The sequence below is a fragment of the Polycladidibacter hongkongensis genome, from assembly GCF_001561995.1.
Lineage (GTDB): Bacteria > Pseudomonadota > Alphaproteobacteria > Rhizobiales > Stappiaceae > Pseudovibrio > Pseudovibrio hongkongensis.
Genome location: NZ_LLWC01000009.1, coordinates 174,376 through 192,169 on the forward strand (window position 1 = coordinate 174,376; position 17,794 = coordinate 192,169).

The 17,794-nt window shown below is 50.9% G+C and carries 17 protein-coding genes and 1 tRNA gene; 6 read left to right on the top strand and 12 right to left on the bottom strand.

Annotation, left to right across the window (positions count from 1 at the left end; translation table 11 throughout):
* Nucleotides 1–34: 34 nt before the first annotated feature.
* The 4 genes from AYK82_RS04125 to pyrC all read right to left on the bottom strand — a co-directional run bounded on the left by AYK82_RS04125 (nucleotide 35) and on the right by pyrC (nucleotide 3,355).
* A complete protein-coding gene (locus AYK82_RS04125) occupies nucleotides 35–853 on the bottom strand; it encodes a methyltransferase (protein ID WP_068311641.1) in 819 nt (272 codons plus the stop codon).
* A gap of 58 nt (nucleotides 854–911) precedes the next feature.
* Nucleotides 912–1,379 (bottom strand): hypothetical protein, encoded by a 468-nt coding sequence (locus AYK82_RS04130; RefSeq protein ID WP_068311643.1) that lies wholly within the window; start codon nucleotides 1,377–1,379, stop codon nucleotides 912–914.
* A 200-nt stretch (nucleotides 1,380–1,579) separates the two neighbouring features.
* Nucleotides 1,580–2,275 (bottom strand): orotate phosphoribosyltransferase, encoded by a 696-nt coding sequence (locus AYK82_RS04135; RefSeq protein WP_068311645.1) that lies wholly within the window; start codon nucleotides 2,273–2,275, stop codon nucleotides 1,580–1,582.
* A 15-nt stretch (nucleotides 2,276–2,290) separates the two neighbouring features.
* Nucleotides 2,291–3,355: a dihydroorotase gene (pyrC, locus tag AYK82_RS04140; RefSeq protein ID WP_068311647.1), complete on the bottom strand. Its 1,065-nt coding sequence runs from the start codon at nucleotides 3,353–3,355 to the stop codon at nucleotides 2,291–2,293.
* 240 nt (nucleotides 3,356–3,595) lie between these two features.
* On the opposite strand from pyrC, the gene AYK82_RS04145 reads away from it, so the two are divergent.
* Nucleotides 3,596–3,973, top strand: coding sequence for an ArsR/SmtB family transcription factor (locus tag AYK82_RS04145; RefSeq protein WP_082733721.1), 378 nt, complete (start codon nucleotides 3,596–3,598; stop codon nucleotides 3,971–3,973).
* Nucleotides 3,974–3,975: 2 nt separating this feature from the next.
* Entirely contained in the window at nucleotides 3,976–5,028 is a 1,053-nt protein-coding gene (arsB, locus tag AYK82_RS04150) for an ACR3 family arsenite efflux transporter (protein WP_068311649.1), read from the top strand.
* Between the two features lie 44 nt (nucleotides 5,029–5,072).
* Here arsB and AYK82_RS18280 read toward each other — a convergent pair whose 3' ends face one another.
* From AYK82_RS18280 to AYK82_RS04165, 3 genes are all read right to left on the bottom strand, one after another.
* Nucleotides 5,073–5,654, bottom strand: a complete 582-nt coding sequence (locus AYK82_RS18280) for a PhnA domain-containing protein (protein WP_068311651.1) — start codon at nucleotides 5,652–5,654, stop codon at nucleotides 5,073–5,075.
* 87 nt (nucleotides 5,655–5,741) lie between these two features.
* A complete protein-coding gene (gene lepA / locus AYK82_RS04160; protein WP_068311653.1) occupies nucleotides 5,742–7,547 on the bottom strand; it encodes a translation elongation factor 4 in 1,806 nt (601 codons plus the stop codon).
* A gap of 105 nt (nucleotides 7,548–7,652) precedes the next feature.
* Nucleotides 7,653–8,315, bottom strand: coding sequence for an outer membrane protein (locus AYK82_RS04165; protein ID WP_068311654.1), 663 nt, complete (start codon nucleotides 8,313–8,315; stop codon nucleotides 7,653–7,655).
* Between the two features lie 251 nt (nucleotides 8,316–8,566).
* On the opposite strand from AYK82_RS04165, the gene AYK82_RS04170 reads away from it, so the two are divergent.
* A complete protein-coding gene (locus AYK82_RS04170; RefSeq protein ID WP_068311656.1) occupies nucleotides 8,567–9,085 on the top strand; it encodes a GNAT family N-acetyltransferase in 519 nt (172 codons plus the stop codon).
* 31 nt (nucleotides 9,086–9,116) lie between these two features.
* Here the strand turns inward: AYK82_RS04170 and pabB are convergent, their stop codons facing one another.
* The 3 genes from pabB to AYK82_RS04185 all read right to left on the bottom strand — a co-directional run bounded on the left by pabB (nucleotide 9,117) and on the right by AYK82_RS04185 (nucleotide 12,307).
* Entirely contained in the window at nucleotides 9,117–10,931 is a 1,815-nt protein-coding gene (pabB, locus tag AYK82_RS04175; protein WP_068311659.1) for an aminodeoxychorismate synthase component I, read from the bottom strand.
* 145 nt (nucleotides 10,932–11,076) lie between these two features.
* Nucleotides 11,077–11,553: a MarR family winged helix-turn-helix transcriptional regulator gene (locus AYK82_RS04180; RefSeq protein WP_156453249.1), complete on the bottom strand. Its 477-nt coding sequence runs from the start codon at nucleotides 11,551–11,553 to the stop codon at nucleotides 11,077–11,079.
* Nucleotides 11,554–11,989: 436 nt separating this feature from the next.
* On the bottom strand, nucleotides 11,990–12,307 hold the full coding sequence (locus AYK82_RS04185) for a hypothetical protein (RefSeq protein ID WP_068311663.1): 318 nt from the start codon (nucleotides 12,305–12,307) through the stop codon (nucleotides 11,990–11,992).
* A gap of 255 nt (nucleotides 12,308–12,562) precedes the next feature.
* On the opposite strand from AYK82_RS04185, the gene AYK82_RS04190 reads away from it, so the two are divergent.
* Nucleotides 12,563–12,652 (top strand) — tRNA-Ser (locus AYK82_RS04190).
* Nucleotides 12,653–12,744: 92 nt separating this feature from the next.
* On the opposite strand, the gene AYK82_RS04195 is transcribed toward AYK82_RS04190, so the two are convergent.
* Together AYK82_RS04195 and msrA are read right to left on the bottom strand one after the other, a co-directional pair.
* A complete protein-coding gene (locus AYK82_RS04195; protein WP_068311665.1) occupies nucleotides 12,745–13,122 on the bottom strand; it encodes a hypothetical protein in 378 nt (125 codons plus the stop codon).
* A gap of 139 nt (nucleotides 13,123–13,261) precedes the next feature.
* On the bottom strand, nucleotides 13,262–13,771 hold the full coding sequence (msrA, locus tag AYK82_RS04200) for a peptide-methionine (S)-S-oxide reductase MsrA (RefSeq protein ID WP_208976375.1): 510 nt from the start codon (nucleotides 13,769–13,771) through the stop codon (nucleotides 13,262–13,264).
* Between the two features lie 470 nt (nucleotides 13,772–14,241).
* Here msrA and pheS point away from each other — a divergent pair, with 470 nt between their 5' ends.
* A complete protein-coding gene (pheS, locus tag AYK82_RS04205; RefSeq protein WP_068311667.1) occupies nucleotides 14,242–15,324 on the top strand; it encodes a phenylalanine--tRNA ligase subunit alpha in 1,083 nt (360 codons plus the stop codon).
* Nucleotides 15,325–15,362: 38 nt separating this feature from the next.
* The gene (gene pheT, locus AYK82_RS04210; RefSeq protein WP_068311669.1) at nucleotides 15,363–17,783 is read left to right on the top strand and encodes a phenylalanine--tRNA ligase subunit beta; all 2,421 of its coding nucleotides are present in this window, start codon (nucleotides 15,363–15,365) and stop codon (nucleotides 17,781–17,783) included.
* Nucleotides 17,784–17,794 lie beyond the last annotated feature (11 nt).

Consider the following 17,794-nt stretch of genomic DNA (forward strand, 5'->3'; position numbering starts at 1 on the left):
CGGTTTGCCGTAATGATTAAGGCAAAATATCGGCCTATGGCTTTTTCTGGTAAATAAACATATGTCCGGGTACAGGCTGCCCCTGCTCATAGCGAACAGTGATTGGTTCGCAGTAAAGAGTTTCGAGCCTTAGTTTACTTAGAAGAGAAGTAATGTAAGGAGTTGAATGTGCAAAACGGTGATACTGACCAACAGAGTAGTCGGGGCTCTGGTGGTGCACGTCAAAAAGTGTTTCGGACGAAAAACAAAAGTGCCCGCCAGGTTTCAAACTAGTCTCTGCTAGAGAAAAGAATTCTTCCAATTCACCCATGTAAGGTAAAACGTCTGTGGCGGTAATCAAATCCCAGCCCTCAGCCTTTTTGTGTTTCAAAAAGTTCACGACTTCGCTGACATAGAGCTCGTCAAATAACTCTTTGTCGTCACACACTTCGATCATTGTATCTGACAGGTCAACGCCACATCGAAATTCTGTCGCGTCTTCAAATGCCTCTGCCGTAAGCCCGGTCCCGCAACCCAGATCCAGCATTCTGCTAAAAGTCGAAAGCCCGAGTTTATTAATCGCATCTCGAAGCATTAGAGGAACAGCGTAGCCAAGCTGCTCGACTAGAACAAGATCGAATACCTCTGCGTGTTGATTAAATAGTGTTTTAACATAGGCATCTGGAGCTTTAGCTGGTGCGCCAATTGCGCCAAGGCTGGCCAATCTAACGGACGCGCCAGCATGATCCGCCGGATCGAGCTCTAGCACTTTCTGATAGAGGGAAACAGCTGCATCAGTTTTTCCATTTTTTTCCTGATCAAGCGCCGCATTGTATGCCTGCTCAAGCTCTTCAAATCGCGCTAGATCTTCCATTCTTTTCCCTGCGTCTTTGTCACTTGAGATGGCTGATTAACACGCCAAGTTCTATTTGTCATTCGCTTCTATGCCGTATCAGTATTAGCCTCTCAACTACCGCATATCCTCCAGATTCAACTCTGGTCAACTCCATTAGATGGTCATTGATTAAGCGACCCGATAGAATTCCCCGGTTTGGGTGTTGCACGAAGCTAATCTGTTCGTTGTTCCATCCAATGAGGCCTATCAGCTGATCATGGCCGGAGCGGGCTTGTGTTGCTCCATTGTGGTCTTGCCCGGCATGAGCTGCATGTGCCCAATGGTAGATGGCTTCCAATGTAGGGCCTTCTTGCTTTTTAATTTCTAGTTTTGCGCTAGAGTTATTTTCATTGGTACGGTCTCGATGCCACAGGATCGCGTCTTTCTTTTTGACAAGCCACACACCCTCAAGGTTCGGTACCTCAGGTTGTTGTGCTGCACTAGGCCCACTCCAAAGCAAAAGACAGAAGGCTATAAAGCAAGCGATTCGACTGGCAATAAACATGCCTGTTCTCCATTTGCACCGTGTTTGTGCCAAAGATTAATGCGCTTACCTGCTTTTCCCAATTCCCGAATTTTCGGCTAGGCGATACGAGTGGCAACATCGTGGGGGCAAGAAAACAGAGTTTATAGGTTTTCACTTTTGATATAAACAAAAAGGGAACGCGTATTGCGTCCCCTTTATCAAACTTGCTAATACAGTGTTTAGACAGAGAGAGTTGTTACGCCGCCATGTCTTCCCGACCATTCCAATGGGTTTTGCAAGAATGCCTCTACCTCATTCAGTGTTTCTGGGGTGAAGTACTCATTCTTTCGACAGACTTTAAGGATATCGTGCCATGTCGCAAGATAATGGAGGTTCACTCCATGCTTCGCGAGGCCTTCTTTTGTATCAGGAAATATATCATAATAGAAGACAACAAGCGTATGTTCTACTTTCGCTCCGGCTTTCCGTAGAGCTTCACAAAACTTGACCTTCGAGCCGCCATCTGTTGTTAAGTCTTCCACTAATAGCACCCGGCTTCCCTCTTCAAGGTCGCCCTCGATTTGTGCATCACGGCCAAAGCCCTTTGGCTTCTTACGGACATATTGCATGGGAAGCGCGGTTTTATCTGCAATCCACGCGGCAAACGGAATTCCGGCCGTTTCTCCACCGGCAATCGCATCAAATTGTTCAAAGCCAACATCGCGGTATAAAGTGGCAACAGCAAAGTCCATTAATGCACTACGTATACGCGGATAGGAAATGAGCTTTCGACAGTCGATGTAAACAGGGCTCGCTAGCCCTGAGGTAAGTTTGTAAGGCTCTTCCGGACGGAAGTGAACAGCGCCAATCTCCATAAGCATTTTTGCTGTTAATTCGGCGATCAGCTCTCTTTCTGGAAAGGAGTTTGCAAACATGGTGTGTTTCTCCGTCTAATTGTTACGGCAGTCGGCAGTAAGGGTGGCATCCCAGTGTGATTTAAAGCCTGGATCAAACACGGTTACATTGCCCGCGCCAGTAATGATCTGTTTGGGGAATATAGTCGGTTTATCGCGCTTGATCAGCGTCATGCGCTCCGAGTTTGCTGGCAAGTTGTAAAACTTCGGGCCGTTTAGTGAAGTAAAGGCCTCCAGCTTATCCAGCGCGGCTTCCTCTTCAAAGACGTGGGCAAGGCAACTCATTGTATTGATCGCAGTGAAGATGCCTGCACAACCGCAGGCACATAGTTTGTTATCATCGTTATGAGGGGCGGAATCTGTCCCAAGGAAGAAACGATCACTTCCGCTGACAGCGGCTGCCCTTAGTGCCAGTCGGTGCTCTTCACGTTTCGCTACAGGGAGGCAGTAGAAGTGTGGTTTGATGCCACCTGCAAGAATGTCGTTGCGGTTGATAATCAGGTGGTGGGTGGTGATCGTCGCCGCGAGATTTTCACCACCTTGTTTCGCATAGTCCACACCGTCCTTCGTTGTGATATGCTCCATTATCACGCGCAGGTCTTTGTGGTGATTGCGAAGTGGTTCTAAAACCCTGTCGATGAACACGGCTTCCCTATCGAATATATCGACGTCGCTATCCGTTACTTCTCCATGCACGCATAGTGGTAAGCCAATCTCGGCCATGCGTTCCAGTACGGGCGCAATTTTGGAAAAGTTACGCACACCACTTTGTGAGTTGGTGGTTGCGCCAGCTGGGTAGAGCTTGACCGCCTTGATCAACCCGCTATCAGCCGCAGCTTGCAGATCATCGGGGTTTGTGTCCTCCGTGAGATAGAGGGTCATAAGCGGCTCAAAAGTATGATCTGCGGGTATCGCAGCACGAATTCGATCGTGATAAGCCTCTGCATCGGCTTTCGTCACAACAGGTGGCACAAGGTTTGGCATGATGATTGCCCGGCCAAAATGCGCAGACGTGCTCGGAAGTATTCCCTTGAGCATTTCACCGTCTCGCAGGTGAAGGTGCCAGTCGTCAGGGCGACGGATGGTTAGCTGCGTCGTCATAGATGAACTCGTCGTGTTTTTTGATTGTGGATAGACCTTTAAAGCCGAAAATCTAAGAAACTCAAGCGCAAAAAGCACAAAAAGGATGAAAGGGCATGGGAATGGGGGCGAGAACACGCATTTACCGCAGGTGCAGCGTAATATACTACAAGTGCCGAAAAACTATGCTGTTTGTATCGCCTCCAAGCGCTTAATAATCATAAGGTTGCCTTTTAGATATAAGTCCAGTATACTGGACAAATGGACATAAATTCAGCGCTAACAATCTTCTCGGCATTTGCGCAAGAAACGCGCCTTGTTGTGTTTCGAAAGCTTGTTAAAGCCGGGCCACAGGGCATGCCAGCGGGCGAGATCAGCTCTGCCCTTGCAATCCCCCACAATACCCTCTCGTTCCATCTTGGTCATTTAAAGCGAGCTGGCATTATCAAAGCGACCAAGCGAGGGCGTTCTATAATTTATAGTGCTGACTTTGAGCAGGTGAACGCTCTTATTTTGTTCCTACTCCAAGATTGCTGCTCGCCGCAGGTGAATGGCGACGAAGCATTGCAGAATTGCGTTGTTGGCGCGTTACCCGAGCTGCTCGCTGCTCTGTCAGCTACACAAAACTCAGGAGCTTAATCATGGCTGCCGAAAGCAAATCGCCTATGGGGCTATTTGAAAACTATCTATCAATCTGGGTGGCTCTGGCCATTGTCATTGGCGTTTCTGCTGGGGCGTTCTTGCCGGGGGTGTTTGAGACTATCGCAGCGCTTGAATATGCATCGGTAAACTTCGTTGTTGCTCTTCTGATCTGGGTCATGATTTACCCAATGATGATCGGGGTAGACTTTGCAAGTATCAAAGATGTAGGGCGACGGCCTAAGGGCCTGTGCGTCACGTTGGTGGTAAACTGGCTGGTTAAGCCATTCACAATGGCGCTCCTTGCAATCCTGTTTTTTGAAGTGTTCTTTGCCTCGCTTGTTAGCCCTAGTGATGCGAAAGAATACATCGCAGGCATGATTTTGCTAGGCGTTGCCCCTTGTACAGCGATGGTGTTTGTCTGGAGCCAGCTGGTAAAGGGCGATGCAAATTATACGCTTGTGCAAGTGTCAATTAACGACATCATCATGGTGTTTGCCTTTGCGCCTATCGCGGCTTTTTTGTTGGGCGTAACTGAGATCGTGGTGCCATGGCAAACACTTCTGCTCTCCGTCGTGCTTTATGTGATCATTCCCTTGGTAGCAGGGTACCTGACAAGGCAAGCGCTGCTGCGGGGCGCAAAAGAGGATGCAGAGGCGCGCCTTGCGGAGTTCACACACAAAATCAAACCTTGGTCCATCATGGGGCTACTGGGAACGGTTGTTTTGCTGTTTGGGTTGCAGGCCAATACAATTCTGGGGGATCCGCTGGTTATTGCGCTGATAGCTATCCCGCTGATATTGCAAAGCTATGGCATCTTTATCGTCGCCTATGGCTGGTCTTACTTGTGGCGCTTGCCATTCAATGTTGCAGCCCCCGCAGCGCTCATCGGCACGTCGAATTTCTTCGAGCTTGCAGTTGCAGTGGCCATCAGCCTGTTTGGCCTGCATTCTGGTGCTGCACTGGCAACCGTTGTTGGCGTGCTGGTTGAGGTACCTGTGATGTTGTCACTCGTTGCAATTGCCAACCGCACAAGAAAGTACTTCCCAGCCTAAGCTCGTGGTGCCTGCCTTTGAGCAACTTCAAAGGCAGGCCTCTCCTAGTTCTTTTTGACAAACTCCGTCAGAATAACAATGCGCTGGTCGTTCACTCGGCCTTCAATATGCAAGGCATTGTCGGGCACAAGCGCAATATTGCGAACTGCTGTGCCGCGTTTTGCAGTAAAGCCAGCACCTTTTACCTTGAGATCCTTGATTAGCGTCACGGTGTCCCCCGCACTCAAGACCGCGCCATGGGTGTCTTTATGCACTACCAGAGCTTCATCCCCACCCGCATTAGCAAGGCCAGCCTGCGCCCACGCAGCTGTCTCTTCATCCAAGTATAGCATATCGAGCAGATCACGTGCCCACGCCTCTGCGCTCAGCCGATTGAGCAGCCGCCATGCCACCACTTGCACGGCTGGCTCACTGCTCCATGCAGCCTCGTTTAGGCAGCGCCAATGATTAGTATCAAGATCTTGCCGACCGTCAATCTGTGCCTCACATACCTGACATGACAGCACAGTCTGAGCCGCCGTACCATCGGCATCTGGCCCCACTGCCATTGCGGCCAGATCGTTGGTTGATCCGCAAAACTCGCAGGCACTGCCCGCACGGGCGTTCAAATCTGCTTCCAGTGACATAAGCTGCCGCCTCCTTGATTACATTCCTCGCAGAAAAGGCGACCAACGGCCGCCTTTCATAAACTCACTCTTGCAAAGATGCAGGGTTTAGTCGTCCATCTTCAGGGCTTGAATAAAGGCTTCCTGCGGGATTTCCACCTTGCCAAACTGACGCATCTTCTTTTTACCGGCTTTCTGCTTCTCCAGAAGCTTACGCTTACGGGTCGCATCACCGCCATAACACTTGGCCGTTACGTCCTTACGCAGCGCGGCAATTGTCTCACGCGCAATCACACGCCCGCCAATCGCGGCCTGAATTGGGATCTTAAACATATGCCGCGGGATCAGGTCCTTCAGCTTTTCACACATGGCGCGGCCGCGGCGTTCAGCTTGCGAGCGGTGCACCAGAACGGAAAGCGCATCCACGGGCTCCTCGTTAACAAGGATCGACATTTTCACAAGATCGCCGGCCCGGTAATCGCTAATCGCATAGTCAAAGGAAGCGTAGCCTTTGGAGATCGATTTCAAGCGGTCATAAAAGTCGAAAACCACTTCGTTGAGAGGCAGGTCATAGGTGACCATGGCACGGCTGCCAACGTAAGACAGGTCAATCTGCAAGCCGCGACGCTCCTGACAAAGCTTCAGGATTGGGCCGAGATACTCATCTGGCGTCATGATATTCGCGCGGATCCATGGCTCGCGGATTTCGTTGATCTTGACCACATCAGGCATGTCCGCCGGGTTGTGCATCTCGATCTGGCTGCCATCTGTCATGCCCATTTCATAGACAACAGAAGGCGCGGTCGCGATCAGATCAAGATCAAACTCGCGAGACAGGCGTTCCTGAATAATTTCAAGGTGCAAGAGCCCAAGGAACCCACAGCGGAAGCCAAAGCCAAGTGCTGCCGATGTCTCCATTTCAAACGAGAAGGAAGCATCGTTGAGGCGCAACTTGCCCATGGCGGAGCGCAAGTCTTCAAAGTCATTTGCATCAACAGGGAAGAGGCCACAAAAAACCACCGGCTGCGCCGGCTTAAAGCCCGGCAAAACTTCTGCGCACGGTTTTTTATCGTGGGTGATGGTATCACCAACCCGAGTATCAGCCACTTCCTTGATAGAAGCAGTAAACACGCCAATTTCGCCCGGTCCCAAGCGATCCACATTAAGGAATTTGGGTGTCATCACGCCAACCCGATCAAGATCGTAGGTTGCGCCGGTCCCCATCATTTTGATGCGATCACCCTTCTTGATCTCGCCATCAATCACGCGAATGAGCACCATCACCCCAAGATAAGTGTCGTACCAGCTATCCACCAGCATCGCCTTCAGCGGAGCATCAATATCTCCCTCAGGCGCAGGCAGGCGCTTAACAATCGCTTCCAAAACATCGGGAATGCCAAGGCCGGTCTTTGCAGAGATCATCACCGCTTCAGAGGCATCAAGGCCAATGACGTCCTCAATCTGCTCTTGGATGCGCTCCGGCTCGGCCGCTGGCAGGTCCACCTTGTTTAATACGGAGACGATTTCGTGATTGTTGTCGATGGCTTGGTAAACGTTTGCCAGCGTTTGCGCCTCAACCCCCTGGGACGCATCAACAACCAGCAAAGAGCCTTCAACAGCCGCCAGCGAACGGGAGACCTCATAGGCAAAATCCACGTGGCCCGGCGTATCAATCAGGTTCAGGATGTATTCCTGACCGTCCTCGGCTTTGTAGATCAGGCGCACTGTTTGCGCCTTAATTGTAATGCCGCGCTCGCGCTCGATATCCATGGAATCAAGCACCTGATCCGACATCTCCCGGTCGGTCATGGTGCCTGTTGACTGGATCAGGCGATCAGCAAGCGTCGACTTGCCGTGGTCAATGTGGGCAACAATGGAGAAGTTGCGGATATTTGAAAGGGTCTTGGTCGTCATGATGGCTCAAATAGCATTGCTTTGAGCCAAGGCAAAGCCCCTTTTGCGGGGCTTCAAGCAGTTTTTCCAGCAAGGACCCTTTTGAAACCCTGTTTGCCTCCTCCTTTAAAAACTATAGCGCATGCCAGCAGTGAAAATGTGGTCTTCAAGATTGGTTTTGGTAAAGCGTTCACCTAGGCCCTCAACTGTCACTCTGATGTGGTAATCACTGGAATATAAATAAGCGTACTCAAGAGAAACATCGATTTTTTCAGAGAGCTTGGCGCTAACTCCGGCAACTGCTTTGGCACCCATCACAGCGATATCCTGCGTCGAAAGCTTTGTGCTTGTGGCAGTATCGTCAAGAGTACCGTTTGTAATCGGGGTCAAGACGCCAACCCCAACCCCAAGGAAAGGAGTAATGGTCGCCTCGGGCATAAAGTCGTAATAGGCAGTGACGGCGGTAAAAAAATTATGTGTTGTGCCGCTGGCTTTCCAAGCATTGTCACTCAGTTTGGACTGGAAATAGGTTAGGTCCAATTGCATACGGAAATTAGAATGCGCGAACTTCCGCCCGTAGCCAATTTGGACAACAGCACCACTGTCGAAGTGCATGGCATTTCGTAGGCGAAAGCCGGTCTCTGGGTTTTGCGCTTTTGCATCTTGCCCAAGGTGATAGCCCGCAGCGCCAACAAGATATGTCCCCGAGCCACTTGCTCCAAAGCCGAAATTCGGATCTTCCAGCCGGTCCTGCGCTTTTGCTGGGTTGAAAAATAATGTTGTAAACATTGTCGCAAGTATTATTCGTGTAATATGCACGTTAAATCCCCATGGGAAGCTTTGAAATACAAGTAAATATTCAGTAGTTATAATTAACAATTAATAAACATAATGATGAGGAGTTGTATTGCATTCTTCTAGTTCGTTCGCATGAGTTGATGGCAATCGACTAGAGCAATTTTCTCAAGAGATGCCGTAGGTTGTTTGCTTTCTTTGAGGTGGTCTTGGCGGTATTCTTGCTGAGACATAAGGGGAATTAGATGAATTTTCGCCAAGCAATTGCCGCCGACCTGCCCAGCATTCTAGAAATCCATAATGACGCCGTTAGAAATCTAAGTGCAATCTGGACAACTAAACTCGATACGCTTGAGGATCGGCTGGCATGGCTGGAGGAGCGAACCGTAAAAGGCTTTCCCATTCTCATCGCTGATGATGATGAGGGAAACATCCTTGGTTTTGGTAGTTACGGCACGTTTCGCGGGAAATCCGGCTATGATTTAACAGTCGAGCATTCCGTATATCTCAAAGAAACCGCACAGGGCAAAGGTATTGGCCGTGCTCTTATGCAGCAACTCATCCAGCATGCACAGTCCGCAGGCTTTCATGTGATGATCGGTGCTATAGAGAGCGGTAACACGCATTCAATTGCCCTACATGAGAAGCTGGGCTTTGAGATTGTGGGCACGCTGCCGGAAGTCGGTCATAAGTATGGGCGGTGGCTGTCTTTGTGTTTGATGACACTAAAGCTCAGCGACGCAAAAGCGCCGCCACATCCTTAGTGCTCCATCCATAATAAAGACCTCACTATTGCTAGTCAGATGTGCTGCCGAGTAGCTCCGCCTTGATGATACCCCGCAAGGAGTTCATTACAAATATCGCCTCCGCATTTTGCAGGTCGCTAAGCGATACATCTGCCTCCCTTATCATGCGCAGCTCCAGCAACCCTGCGCGAAGAGTGCCGGGTAACAGGCCGTGATGCCAGGCGGGTGTAACAAGCCCGTCGCCGGTCTTTATCATAATATTGGTAATGGTGCCCTCTGTCAGATAGCCGTTTTCATTAAAGAAAATAGCTTCATCCGCCCCGCGCGCCAAAGCCTCAGCACGCGCATTGTCATAGAGGTCCCGCTGCGACGTTTTATGGTAAAGCATCGGGTCAGCTGGATCGACCCGTTGGTCAGCTATGTGCAAGAGCCAGTTTGCCTGAGGAGTCGCTTGCTTAGGCAGTGCCGTTTTAGTGACAGCAATAGTGCCATCCTCTGCCAAATCTATGCGTACACGATAATCGTCGCCGCAATTAGAGACAGCGCCAAATAGTGCGCGTTCGATATCATTCGGATTAAACGACCAGCCAAAGTACGCCGCAGATTCCTTCAGGCGCTCCAAGTGCCTATAAAGCAGTAAATAGCCATCATCTTCGGTGTATTTCAGTGTTTCAAAAAGGGTAAATGGCTTGGCATCACCTTTTAGAAAGCGCAGTTTTAGCTTGCACTCGTCATACTCAGCAGTAGTTCCGCTATCAAACACAACCCCCGAACCGGTGCCAACCACTCCGCGGTAGGTGCCCGGTAAGTCGGTTTGATCCAGTTCCAATGTACGAATTGCCACATTGAATCCGAAATCGCCATTTGGCTCAATAAACCCGATCGAGCCGGTGTAAACGCCGCGAGGGCAGGCCTCAAGGCGATCAATTGTTTGCATAGCGCTTAGTTTTGGCGCACCTGTAATCGAGCCACAGGGAAACAGTTCCTCGATAATTCGCGGAAACTCAATGTTATCCTCAAGCTCCCCAACAACAGTAGATGTCATCTGGTGCAAGCTCCGAAACGCTTCAGTTTGGCAAACATCCTGCGCTTGCACGCTGCCAGCTTTGCACACGCGCGAGAGGTCATTGCGCATGAGATCTAGGATCATCGTGTTCTCAGCGCGGGATTTCGGGTCCTTTGCGAGCCATTCAGCCTGTTGCAGATCCTCAACATAGGTGCGACCACGAGCCACTGTTCCCTTCATTGGCTTCGAGCAGATCTGCTGCCCTTTGCGCTCTAAAAAAAGCTCAGGTGAAAGTGAGATGATTGCCTTGCCCCCAACAAAGAGCAGTGCGGCGTAGTCTACAGGCTGGGCTGCGAGCAGCCTCCTAAATAAAGCTACGGGGCTGCGCGCGCGCTTTATCGCAGCGCGCATGGTCAGGTTTATCTGATAGAAGTCACCTTCGGCCAGATGTCGCTGAGTGCGAGTGAAAGCGTCGCCATACGCATCAGCCTCCAAATCGAACGCGCCTAGGGCCAAATCTGCTGGGTTTGCTTCACCGCGTTCGGCCTTAGCAAGAAGCGCCGCAAGGTCCGTTGAATTCAAGTTCAAGTAGTCAGTGTAAACTCCGAACCAAGCAAGGGGAGCCACAGAACGAGGTTTTTGCAGCGGAGCGAGTTTAGGTTCGAATGCATAGCCGAGTTCGTAGCTCAGATATCCGGCAAGATGAGCACCAGCTTTGCGCTTTGTCTCGAGTTCTTGCAAAAACGATGGCACGTCCGCAACTGTCTGTGGCGTTAAAACATGCTGTGGTGCCTTGTAAAGCCGCCCACCATTTTTGTGTTTTGCAGAAACAAGAAGGATTGTGCCATCTTCAAACACGAAGTCGCCCCTAGGCTAACGAAGTACCGATTGCTGTGCATATCAGGAAATCGCAGACAGGGTACAGGCCAAAGGAGAAAATCCCCAATGACCTGCAATGAAAGTTGGCAAGGAGGGCCCTCAGCCCTGAGAGCACTGATGCCGCTTAGGCTGGCTCTAACTGTTCACTAACAGATGGGTTCATTGGATCGCCCTTACAAAAGCGGCCACACCCAGGTGTCTGTGCGAGCAAAAGTACACGAGCCATCAATGCGGAAAGCTGCTGCATGCCATCTTCATCCAACCCGGCAAGCATGCTTGCCGCCGCATTGTTGCGCGCTTCCGCGAGTTCCTCCGCCTTTCTCTGGCCGCGAACTGTAAGCTCAACCATAACCTCACGACCGCGTCGGCGCAGGCGTCGCACAAGCCAATCCTTTTCAAGGCGGTCAATAAGGCGCACAGTGGCGGAGTGACTGAGCTGCACTTCCTTGGCGACAGTGCCAATGGAAATGCCGGGGGTTTTACGCATAGCAAGCATGGCAGCAACAGCACTGGAGGAAAGATCTCCATAAGAGTTAATGCTGGCGTCTTCAAGTGCCGTCGAAATAGCAGAAAGTTGATCTGCAATAAAATCTGTTTTCATCAAAATAACACCGCTCATTTAAAGGAATTAGAGAGCTGGTCTCCCAAGTACATAATAGAGAAAATGCAGGACTTATAAAATTAATAGTTTTCAGTCGTAACATTTCGGGGTTTTAACCTGAATCAGCATTAGCATTCGGCGTGCATATTAGATCAACTGAAACGCAATTCAATACTTCTTGGCATAAATGCATCAATATACAAAAAAGAATGAAGATTTTTCAGTACTATATGTGCTTTGCGCATTTGAAAAGATCATATATCCGCGCAACTACGATATGATAACTGTTTGTCGTGCTATAAAATTCGAAATTTCAAATTCATTTAAATAAAAGTTGCTATACTTCTATCCAGAAGATTGAATTAAAAAATATAAACCATCTAGGGTTGTGGAAATGTGCAGGCGACTCTTTTCTTTTGGATTTAGGCGGAAATATCTAGAGCAGCCGACCAGTTCTGTAGCGGTTACGATCACCAAGCCATAAAAGCAGCAGCCCGATCGGGCCAAGGGTTGCCCAGGGTGGTAATTGTAGAAATTGCTGCATCACCGGATCCCAAAGAAAAGGTGAGACGTTTCTTTGTGTGGCAGCTTGAAGAGCATTGAGGCTTTGAGGAGCAAATTTATACCACATCTCGCCAGCTGAGCTGGTCGTCCAGTTCGAGGCCGCGAGCGAACGTGTGCAGTCAATGATAAGGGCGACAAGAGCACTGGCGCTTAACCAAAGCCCGAAGAAGCGACAGATGAAACCGAGCATCTCTGGAAATCCGTTTTTATAGTTGTTTCCCGCAAATTCTTCCGAGCAACAGCTTATGTCAATTGCATTTCCTCGGCAATCCGCAGATGCTTAGGGAGCGAGAGCCCGATTAACAGCCCAATAAGGCGGGAATAATCGCCGCAGCCATCACAGATTGGGGATATGCACAAAAATAATGAAATTAAGCACTTGCGCCATGCCCCCTGATTTGTATATACCCCCTCTCACGCACCGAGCAGCACAGCTTGGGCAAGCGGAGAGGTGGCCGAGTGGTCGAAGGCGCACGCCTGGAACGCGTGTAGGCGGGCAACCGTCTCCAGGGTTCGAATCCCTGTCTCTCCGCCATAATTTTTGGTTTGCTTGCAGGGATTAAGTTATAAACTTTTCGCTGTAGGGATTTTCCCCATTCAGTTCTCGTTTTTTGCGAATCTAGCTACTTATTGCGCGATTTCTTTACATGTTCCAAAGCTCACGTATGTGGTTAACCCAAGCGAGGCTATTTCAGAGAATTGCTTTGAGCGCATATCAATCCTAGCAACTACGCTCTTTCCCTGAATTACTATATTTTCAAAAATACCGGACTTAAAAGATGTGTAGTCATAGTGATCGCACCCATAACGGTCACACCGCGCATACTTCTGATTGTCCCAATCAACAACATTGTATACAGAGGCAGAGATTGATTTGCAGCCTTTATCTGGAAGGCATGCATTCTTATCGTTAATCGAGCATTCGAGCACGCTAGCATTTCCAGAATTTAAGCAGGCAAGGCCTGAAAGTAAGCTGATAACAATCATTTTGTTTTGTGATTGCATTTGCAAGCCCCCGCACCGACTATTCTCTAATTAGTTGCGAAAACCAATTAGCCTATGCGTAACCTAGGCAATAATGTCAAAGAGGACAATCTCAATCTAAATGGCGCTTTCTTGTAAAGATATCCATTTATTTTACATGCTACGGTGCCTTGTTGGTAGAATGTGGTAAAACCCACCCCGGCCTAGGGAAATGGCAAGTGTACCCATTCGGAATCCGCTGCAGATAGTTCTGATGCTCCGGTTCTGCTTCCCAGAAGTCTCCTGCAGGCTCTAGCTGCGTGACAATTTCACCTGGCCACAACCCACTTGCTTCAACATCCGCAATAGTCTCTTTGGCGGTTTGTGCTTGCGCAAGTGAGCAGTAGTAGATTGCGGAGCGGTAAGAGGCGCCAAGATCATTTCCCTGACGGTCAACTGTTGTCGGATCATGGATTTGAAAAAAGAACTCAAGCAATTGGCGATAGCTAAGCGTTGTGTTGTCAAACACCACCTCTAACGCTTCTGCATGGCTACCGTGGTTGCGGTAGGTTGCGTTTTCTATGTCGCCGCCGCTGTAGCCAACGCGCGTGGAGATCACGCCCGGCATATGGCGCACCAGCTCTTGCATTCCCCAAAAGCAGCCGCCTGCCAGAATAGCCTTCTCTTGCATTTGCATAATCTCCCACGCTAATAGTCGCACGACATTTAATATAGTGAGAGTTTCATCAGCGTCTATACCTTGCGCACCGCCGCAAGTCTCTTGCACCAAACGCCTTGGCGCGCTAATCTCTGCGCGAACGCCAACCGCCAAGAGCGCGAGAATGAAACAGTTGTCAAATAGGACCGCTCAATCTTTCTATGCTGGCCATCATGGCCCGGCCTGCGGGCGATTTATCGCCGCGGCTAGGTAGAGCCGCGCGCCATGCGCTAAGCAGCACGCTTCCCTTCAAATATTTGGTGATCAACAGCGCTCCTTCTGCGCACATTAATTGCGTTTGAAGCCGCAGCTGCCTCTTTATTGCGCTGGCATTTCTGCTAAAACAACTCCACGAATTCCGACAGGTGAACCTTGGCTAAGGCGATGACGCTGCATTTGGCAGGCTTTTGTCAAGAAGTCACCAAAACCGATGAAATGAGATCATGTCCGACCTCAATACCTTAGAAGCTGAGATCAGCGCCGCTATTGCCGGCGCTGAAACCGAGGCAGCACTGGAAGATGTGCGTGTCGCCGCCCTTGGGAAAAAGGGCAGTGTCTCTGAAAAAATGAAGACACTGGGCAAAATGTCCCCCGAAGAGCGCAAGGAAATGGGTCCTGCGCTGAACGGTCTGAAAAATCGCGTGGCTGACGCCATTAACGCGCGCAAGGGTGTGCTGAAAGAAGCTGCGCTGGAAGCCCGCCTTGCCAGCGAGAAAGTGGATGTCACTCAGCCACTGCGCTTGAACCCTGCCGATGAGGGTCGTATTCACCCGGTTTCGCAAGTGGTGGACGAGCTGACTGCCATTTTTGCCGATATGGGCTTTGCCGTGGCTGAAGGCCCAGACGTGGAAAGCGATGAGCTGAACTTCACCGCACTGAACTTCCCGGAAGGCCATCCAGCTCGCGAAATGCACGACACTTTCTTCTTTAACGAGAAAGAAGATGGCGAGCGCAAGCTGCTGCGTACGCACACTTCACCAGTGCAAATCCGCACCATGCGTTCTCAGCAGCCACCACTGCGCGTAATCATGCCGGGCCGTACCTACCGCTGTGACAGTGATCAGACCCATACGCCGATGTTCCACCAGCTGGAAGGCTTGGTGATTGATAAGTCCGCGCATATGGGCCACTTGAAAGGCACATTGGAAGAGTTCCTCAAGGCGTTCTTCGAGGTAGATAACGTTGTGCTGCGGTTCCGTCCTAGCTTCTTCCCGTTCACCGAGCCTTCCATGGAAGTGGATGTGCAGTGCGACCGCTCTGGCGCGGAAGTGAAAATCGGTGAAGGTCGCGATTGGATGGAAATCCTCGGTTGCGGCATGGTGCACCCGAACGTGCTGCGCAATTGCGGCCTTGATCCCGATGAATACCAAGGCTTCGCATGGGGTATCGGCATTGATCGTCTGGCCATGTTGAAATACGGCATGAACGATCTGCGCGCCTTCTTCGATGCGGATGTCCGCTGGCTGAAGCACTATGGGTTCCGCCCGCTTGATATGCCCACTCTACTTGGCGGCTTGTCCGACTAAGTGGTCTTGAAGCAAACAGAATTTAAAAGAGAAGCGCAATGAAATTCACTCTCTCCTGGCTGAAAGACCATCTGGATACAACAGCCAGCCTTGACGAAATCCTCGAAAAGCTGACCATGATCGGCCTTGAGGTTGAAGAGGTTAACAATCCTGCCGACAAACTGGGCGTTTTCAAAATCGTTCATGTGCTCGATGCCCAGCCACACCCGAACGCAGACCGCTTGCAGGTGTTGAAGGTGGACACCGGTGAAGGCGAGCCGCTGCAAGTTGTTTGTGGTGCGCCAAATGCTCGTAAAGGCCTGAAAGGTGTGTTGGGTAAACCAGGCGATTATGTCCCGGGTTTGGACATTACACTGGCAATTGGCAAAATCCGCGATGTAGAAAGCTATGGCATGATGGCTTCGGAAAGCGAATTGCAGCTTTCTGACGATCATGATGGCATCATTGATCTGCCGGAAGATGCACCGATTGGTGTGCCCTTTGTGGAATATGCCGGTCTGGACGATCCGGTTATCGAAATTGGCCTGACGCCGAACCGCCCGGACTGTGCCTCTATCCACGGTATTGCCCGTGATCTGGCAGCAGCTGGCCTTGGTACGCTCAAAGCTAAAGACCGCCCGCAAATTGCCGCTCAAGGTGAATTGCCGTTTGAAGTGAAACTTGAGCTTGGCGATAAGCCGCAGGATTGCCCGGCATTTGGCTACCGCCTTGTGCGTAATGTCAAAAACGGTCCATCGCCGAAGTGGCTGCAAGATCGGCTCACATCTATTGGCCTGCGCCCGATCAACATCCTCGTTGATATCACCAACTACATGACCTTTGATCAGGGCCGCCCGTTGCATGTGTTTGATGCTGATAAGGTTGCTGGTGATCTGGTGGTGACCCATCATCAGGGCGAGGCTGTCGAGTTCAAGGGGCTGGACGACAAGAGCTACAAGGTTGAAGCCGGTACACTGGTAATCCGCGATGATAACGGGGTTGAATCTCTTGCAGGTATGCTTGGCGGTGAAGCCTCTGGTTGTTCGGATGAGACGGCAAATGTGATCATCGAGGCCGCGTTATGGGATCCGTTAATGGTTGCGCGCACTGGCCGCAAACTCGGGGTAAACTCTGATGCCCGCTACCGTTTCGAGCGCGGTGTTGACCCTGCATACCTTGCTGAAGGGCTGGATGTGGCCACGCAGATGGTGTTGGACATGTGTGGCGGTGAGCCGACAGATGCACGTATTGCCGGTGAAGTGCCACAGCCAGAGCACATCATCGATTTCCCGCTTGCAGAAGTGAAGCGTCTCACCGGCCTTGATGTTTCTGAAGCTGAAATCAAAGCGACTTTGACACTGCTTGGCTTCTGGGTTTCCGGAAATGGGGCGGTTGTTAAAGTGGCAACGCCAAGCTGGCGCCCTGATGTGCATGGTAAGTCCGATCTGGTGGAAGAAGTGGTGCGTATTGTCGGCCTTGACAAGCTCAAGTCCGAGGCACTGCCGCGCATTCATCCGGTTAGTGAAAAAGTACTGACCTTGGGCCAAATCCGCCGTGGTAAAGCCCGCCGCGCACTGGCTACCCGTGGCATGCTGGAAGCGGTCACATGGTCGTTCATTGCCAAGGACCAAGCGGAGATCTTCGGTGGTGGCGGGGCAGACCTGTCGCTCGCCAACCCGATTTCCTCCGATATGTCCGAGATGCGTCCATCACTTCTGCCGGGCTTGATGTCCGCCAGCCAGCGCAATGCCGACCGGGGCTTTGCCGATGTGGCGCTGTTTGAAGTAGGGCAGACATTCGCCGATGACAGCGAAAAGGGCCAGAAAATGGTCGCGGCTGGCTTGCGCCGTGGCACAGCCAAACTCACCGGCGCCGCCCGCCATTGGCAGGGCAACGCAGCAGATGTGGACGTGTTTGACGCAAAGGCAGATGCCGAAGCCGTTTTGGCAGCCATTGGTACGCCCTCTGACCGTTTGATGGTGTTCACTGACGCGCCGAGCTACTACCATCCTGGTCGTTCAGGTGCATTGAAGTTGGGCCCGAAAAACACATTGGCATATTTTGGTGAAATTCACCCGAAAGTGTTGGAACAGCTCGACATTGAAGGCCCGATTGTTGCCTTTGAAGTGTTTGTCGATGCACCGCCAGCACCAAAGAAAAAGGCAACCCGCTCTAAAGGCGCTATGAACGCCACCAACTTGATGCCGGTCCGCCGTGACTTTGCATTCTTGGTGGATGCGGATGTCCCAGCAGAAAAACTTCTTAAGGCGGCCAAAGGTGCTGATAAGGCTCTGATTGCCGGCGTCAACCTCTTCGATATTTATGAGGGACAGGGCGTGCCGGAAGGCCAGCGATCGCTCGCCATTGACGTCATGCTGCAACCGATAAAGAAAACCTTGAGTGATGAGGATATCGAGGCGGTGAGCGACAAGATTGTCAAATCTGTTGCCAAAGCAACTGGCGGCACGCTGCGCAGATAAGTAGTTGTTTG

Coding starts and splice junctions, on each gene's coding strand:
- AYK82_RS04180 (WP_156453249.1), bottom strand. CDS start 11,553: ATGAAAACAGATTTTATTGCAGATCAACTTTCTGCTATTTCGACGGCA.
- msrA (WP_208976375.1), bottom strand. CDS start 13,771: ATGCAAGAGAAGGCTATTCTGGCAGGCGGCTGCTTTTGGGGAATGCAA.
- pheT (WP_068311669.1), top strand. CDS start 15,363: ATGAAATTCACTCTCTCCTGGCTGAAAGACCATCTGGATACAACAGCC.
- pheS (WP_068311667.1), top strand. CDS start 14,242: ATGTCCGACCTCAATACCTTAGAAGCTGAGATCAGCGCCGCTATTGCC.
- AYK82_RS04125 (WP_068311641.1), bottom strand. CDS start 853: ATGGAAGATCTAGCGCGATTTGAAGAGCTTGAGCAGGCATACAATGCG.
- AYK82_RS04170 (WP_068311656.1), top strand. CDS start 8,567: ATGAATTTTCGCCAAGCAATTGCCGCCGACCTGCCCAGCATTCTAGAA.
- AYK82_RS04130 (WP_068311643.1), bottom strand. CDS start 1,379: ATGTTTATTGCCAGTCGAATCGCTTGCTTTATAGCCTTCTGTCTTTTG.
- AYK82_RS04165 (WP_068311654.1), bottom strand. CDS start 8,315: ATGTTTACAACATTATTTTTCAACCCAGCAAAAGCGCAGGACCGGCTG.
- AYK82_RS04135 (WP_068311645.1), bottom strand. CDS start 2,275: ATGTTTGCAAACTCCTTTCCAGAAAGAGAGCTGATCGCCGAATTAACA.
- arsB (WP_068311649.1), top strand. CDS start 3,976: ATGGCTGCCGAAAGCAAATCGCCTATGGGGCTATTTGAAAACTATCTA.
- AYK82_RS04195 (WP_068311665.1), bottom strand. CDS start 13,122: ATGCAATCACAAAACAAAATGATTGTTATCAGCTTACTTTCAGGCCTT.
- lepA (WP_068311653.1), bottom strand. CDS start 7,547: ATGACGACCAAGACCCTTTCAAATATCCGCAACTTCTCCATTGTTGCC.
- AYK82_RS04145 (WP_082733721.1), top strand. CDS start 3,596: ATGGACATAAATTCAGCGCTAACAATCTTCTCGGCATTTGCGCAAGAA.
- AYK82_RS18280 (WP_068311651.1), bottom strand. CDS start 5,654: ATGTCACTGGAAGCAGATTTGAACGCCCGTGCGGGCAGTGCCTGCGAG.
- AYK82_RS04185 (WP_068311663.1), bottom strand. CDS start 12,307: ATGCTCGGTTTCATCTGTCGCTTCTTCGGGCTTTGGTTAAGCGCCAGT.
- pyrC (WP_068311647.1), bottom strand. CDS start 3,355: ATGACGACGCAGCTAACCATCCGTCGCCCTGACGACTGGCACCTTCAC.